5 protein-coding genes are annotated in these 4,696 nt (G+C 57.2%); 3 read left to right on the forward strand and 2 right to left on the reverse strand.

Going from position 1 to position 4,696, the window contains the following annotated elements; all coding sequences use genetic code 11:
- The first annotated feature begins 131 nt into the window (after positions 1-131).
- From ACQZ40_RS25550 to ACQZ40_RS25560, 3 genes are all read left to right on the forward strand, one after another.
- The gene (locus ACQZ40_RS25550) at positions 132-1,505 is read left to right on the forward strand and encodes an NAD-dependent succinate-semialdehyde dehydrogenase (protein WP_174001047.1); all 1,374 of its coding nucleotides are present in this window, start codon (positions 132-134) and stop codon (positions 1,503-1,505) included.
- Between the two features lie 85 nt (positions 1,506-1,590).
- Positions 1,591-2,031, forward strand: coding sequence for a nuclear transport factor 2 family protein (locus tag ACQZ40_RS25555; protein WP_174038121.1), 441 nt, complete (start codon positions 1,591-1,593; stop codon positions 2,029-2,031).
- A gap of 53 nt (positions 2,032-2,084) precedes the next feature.
- Positions 2,085-2,723 (forward strand): class I SAM-dependent methyltransferase, encoded by a 639-nt coding sequence (locus ACQZ40_RS25560; protein WP_174000990.1) that lies wholly within the window; start codon positions 2,085-2,087, stop codon positions 2,721-2,723.
- Between the two features lie 31 nt (positions 2,724-2,754).
- On the opposite strand, the gene ACQZ40_RS25565 is transcribed toward ACQZ40_RS25560, so the two are convergent.
- Positions 2,755-3,330: a DUF1349 domain-containing protein gene (locus ACQZ40_RS25565; protein WP_174000989.1), complete on the reverse strand. Its 576-nt coding sequence runs from the start codon at positions 3,328-3,330 to the stop codon at positions 2,755-2,757.
- 65 nt (positions 3,331-3,395) lie between these two features.
- Positions 3,396-4,631: a Bcr/CflA family efflux MFS transporter gene (locus tag ACQZ40_RS25570; protein ID WP_174000988.1), complete on the reverse strand. Its 1,236-nt coding sequence runs from the start codon at positions 4,629-4,631 to the stop codon at positions 3,396-3,398.
- Positions 4,632-4,696: the final 65 nt, after the last annotated feature.

The following is a 4,696-nucleotide window of genomic DNA, read 5'->3' on the forward strand; positions in this document are numbered from 1 at the left end:
GATGGGCCGAGCAGGTCCTGAGCACCGGGTGCCTGCCGCTCTAAAAACGAGAAGCACATTCGATAGAAAATTGCGGCTCTAATTCGTCCACTTCCTGTTGGATGGGAGCTGCCTTGTTGAAGGATAGATTCATGGCATACAGATCGCTCAATCCCTACACGGAACAGGTGACGCGGGAATTTCCCGAGCACAACGATTTCCAGGTCGAGATGGCTCTTACACGAGCGGATACGCTCTTCCAGTCGGCGTGGTCGAAGGGAGAGCGTGCGCCGCGCCTTGCCGTTCTCGCGCGTCTTTCCGACTTGATCACGGCCAACCGTGATCTCCTGGCCAGTACAATGGCCGAAGAAATGGGCAAGCCTCTGTTCCAGGGGCAAATGGAAGCTGATCTGTGCGCTGGCATTGCGCGATACTATGCCGAAAACGCCGACGAAATCCTGAAACCGCAGGCGGTCAACAGCGATGTCGGCGAGGGGTGGGTGGAATATCATCCGGTCGGCGTTCTGCTGGCAGTCGAACCGTGGAATTTCCCGATCTATCAATTAATCCGTGTCGTGGCACCAGCGATCGCCGTCGGCAACCCCGTCATGTACAAGCATGCCAGCATCGTGCCGCAATGCGCAGCACTGTTTGAAGACCTGGTCCGGCAGGCAGGCGCTCCAGAAGGTGCCGTCACCAATCTCTACGTATCGTCGGCGAAGATTGCCGAATTGATAGGAGACAACCGTATTCAGGGTGTGGCGCTCACTGGATCGGAGGGCGCCGGCAGCAAAGTTGGCGCTCGCGCTGGCGAGATGCTGAAAAAATCGACGCTGGAGCTTGGTGGCAGCGACATATTCGTCGTTCTCAACGACGCGGATCTTGCAAAGGCGGTCCAGGGCGGAATCTTCGCCCGTTTGGGAAATGCAGGCCAGATCTGTACCGGTGCCAAGCGCTTCATTGTTGAGCGCGGTATTGCCGAAGCCTTCACGCAGGCGTTTGTCGGCGCGATGCAAGGTGCGGTCATGGGCGATCCGCTGAATCCAAAGACCTTGCTTGGCCCTCTCGCCTCTCGTGAAGGCTTGGAAGGACTGAGCGGCCAGGTTGAAGATGCTGTCGCCCATGGTGCAACGGTGTTGACCGGCGGCAAGCGCGCCGACCGCAGCGGCTTCTTCTATGAGCCGACGGTGCTGACCAATGTGACCTCTGAAAATCCGGCCTTTTATGAGGAGTTTTTTGGCCCTGTCGCGATGCTGTTCGTAGTCGATGACGACGACGCGATTGTTACGCTTGCCAATGATTCTAATTTTGGGCTTGGCGGTACGATTTACAGCGCCGATATCGCCCGAGCTCGCGGCCTTGCGTCACGCATCGAGACCGGCATGGTCTTCATCAACACCCCGACCACATCACGGCCCGAACTGCCGTTCGGCGGCATCAAACGGTCCGGCTATGGCCGAGAGCTCGGTGACGTCGGTATCAAGGAGTTCGTCAACCGCAAGCTGGTCGTCGTCTCAAAAACCTGACGGCGATCGGAGCCGGATCGGCCCCCATACCCCACCCGATCCGGTTCCCCCCCCTTTTTGAAAAAATCTGCCATAGGAGAGTTCCATGAACCCTACAGACTACGACACAGCCGCGAATGGTACACAATCGGCGCAAACCGCTCTGAACGAATGGCACCGTATCATTACCCAACGTGACTGGGACGCGTTGCCGGATCTTCTGACCGACGAAGTGACGTATCACAACCCGGCGCAGCTTGAGCCGCTTCGGGGTAAGGGAGCATTCATCGGTACTCTGCAGATGGTGTTCGGCATCTTTGAGGATTTCGAGTATGCACGGCACTTCCATGGCGAGGAAGGTCATGTGTTGGAGTTCCGCGGCAGGGTGGGCGATGCGGCCTTCACGGGCATCGACATCGTCAGTTTCGATGCTGCAGGCAAAATTGTCGACCTGGTCGTCATGATCCGTCCTGTCGGAGCCATCATGAAGCTTGGTGAAGAAGCAGCGCGTCGCATGGCAGCGGCGAGCCGGACCGCACAAGAATAGAGCTGCCAGGAAGCTCCGGAACTGCGAGGAAGAAACAGATGGGGACTCTACCGATGACGGGTGAAACCGGAGCGGAGGCCAGCATTGGCCACCGCCAACGGCCTAACGGCAAGCCTGCAAATCGTTGCCGCCATTCGGAGAGCTTCGATTTCTTTCGCGCATGGCTCGCCAATCCCCTGCGCGTGGCATCCATTGTTCCGTCCAGTAGTCATCTGGCCCTGGCGATCACTAAGGAAATCTCCGCAGCAACGGGCCCCGTCCTTGAGCTCGGGCCCGGAACTGGTGTCTTCACCCGCGCGCTCCTTGCGCGCGGGGTCGCCGAGACAGACATCGTTCTCGTCGAAAGTGGCGCTGAATTCACTGTGAAGCTTCGACAACAATTCCCAAAAGCAAAACTTCTTGAAATGGATGCGGCCTCCCTGCTCTCGGCCGAACTCTTCGAGGAAGAAAAAGCGGGCGCCGTGGTCAGCGGCCTGCCCCTCTTGTCCATGTCACCGCGAAAGGTGGCTACCATCCTGCGCGGTGCGTTTCACCAGTTACGTCGCCATGGCGCGTTGTATCAGTTTACCTATGGTCCGCGCTGTCCTGTTCCGCGGAGGCTGCTTGATCGACTTGGTCTTGAAGCCGTTCGGATCAGTACCACTTTCGCTAATCTTCCGCCGGCCAGCGTCTACCGGATCACCAATCGCTGAGCGATCGAAAGTGGACAAAAGTCACGAGGACTCACGTCAAATCGTGCAGGTCCTTGCTTAGTGGGTATCCGATACGGAAATCAGAAAACTCGACCTCAAGCCCCTCGCGCTCCGGAGTGCAGCACATTGGACCAACCATGTACGATCCTGCGGCAGGGAACGGGCAAAGGCGCAATAACGGCCACCGGATACCATCCGCCGATGATTGAAGCCGCAAAATGCCGTCCATCACGGTGACGCGTAAATAGAAATCCGATGGATCGCCATCATAGGCAGACGTCGACCAGTCGGAGCGATCAACGGTCAGCACACTGCCGATGCAGGCTGCCCCGTCCGACAACTCGATTCCGGATTTCAGCCATCGACTATCGTCGATCCGCACCATCAAGCCGGCTTGGTCGTACAAAGCTTGGTAACGCGCCTTTATCCGCATAGATGCGGTAAAATCTCCGTTCCATGACGCACCGAAGAAATGCCCATTATCGCGGGTGAAGCCATAATGCGTCTTGCGCCAGAAATCAGTGCCCTTGTCGGTCGTCACATGCAGCACTTCATCGTCAAGCGACCAATGCTGCGGCTCGTTGTGCCAGACGCAAGTGTCAAACATTAAAAATCCTTAGGTTGATGTATAAGAAGCTTTTCTGCCCCGCATATCGGCTATGTGCTGAGACTTTATTGTGGAGCAGCCTTTATGTTAGCTGGAAAAGCAGCATAGATTATAACTGCAGCCAGCAAAGCAACAGTCATCAGGCATCCAAGGTTTCCAAACGGCGAAAAGGGTAGAAGTGTGCTCGCCCCTGTCGCCATCGCAGCCCCTCCCATCTGTATGAAGCCGAGCAGTGCCGATGCAAGGCCAGCACGGCTGCCGAAGGGCTGCAAAGCCGAAGCTGTCAGGACCGGGTTGGCTATACCGAAGCCTGCGAGAAACACGGTAATCGCCAAAGCGAAGGCCGCAAACGATGGTTCGGAAACGCGCACAAGAATCAGAAGCCCGCCCATTAGCGCGAGCGAAAGGCCGGTCAGCAGGATCGCGCGAACGCCGATGGAGTGGACCAACCGGGGTGATGCCATGCCTGCGCCGAAGACAATGAAGACAGTCGCTGCATAAAAAAGCCCAAGATGCAAAGGTGCCAAGGAAAGCGTGCCGAGCATGATTGCCGGGGTGATGCCGAAGAAGGCGTAGAGCGCTCCGGCGATCAGTCCGATAGCCAGAGAGGGCGTGATGAACCTGCGATCAGTCAGCAAACTGACATAGCTGCGTGCAACAGCCGACACGGTATGAGCCGCCCTTCGGTCCCGCGAGTGCGTTTCCCCCATGCCGACCAAATAGAGGATCAGCAGTAGGATGCTGGCAAAGGCGACAATTGAGAATATCCATCGCCAATTAAGGAGGGTCTCCAGCCCTGTTCCGATCAATGGGGAAAATCCCGGTGCGGCAGCCATTGCGATCATGATCAGTGATAGGGCGCGAGTCAATCTTTCGCCATCGAACAGGTCTCGCGCGACGGCACGAGACAGAACCGATGCTGCACAGGCACCGAGTGCCTGCACGACACGGCCGAGGATCAGTGTACTGAATTCATTGGCTGAAGCGCACAAAAGCGATCCGGTGGCAAACACCAGCAGCCCGCCGATGACGAATGGTCGTCGCCCAAACCTGTCCGACATAGGGCCGACGAACAACTGCCCCATGGCAAATGCGACCAGGAAGCTCGACAACGTCATGCCGAGATCAGGCAACGATACATGGAAATCAGCCGCCATAGAGGGAAACGACGGCAGAATGATAGTCGTCGACAATGTCCCTATCGCCGATAGTGCGGCTAGCAAGGCGATCGTTCGTCCCGCGACAATCTTAGTGGCCGGTGTTTGTTCTCCGGCAGAAATTTCAGTGAACTCGTTTGGCACGACCAACCCTTATGGAGCGTTAGAGACGCGCCCGAACGCGAGTGTTCGGACGCGGCGTAAATGTT

The organism is Agrobacterium sp. 16-172Ci, from assembly GCF_053522725.1.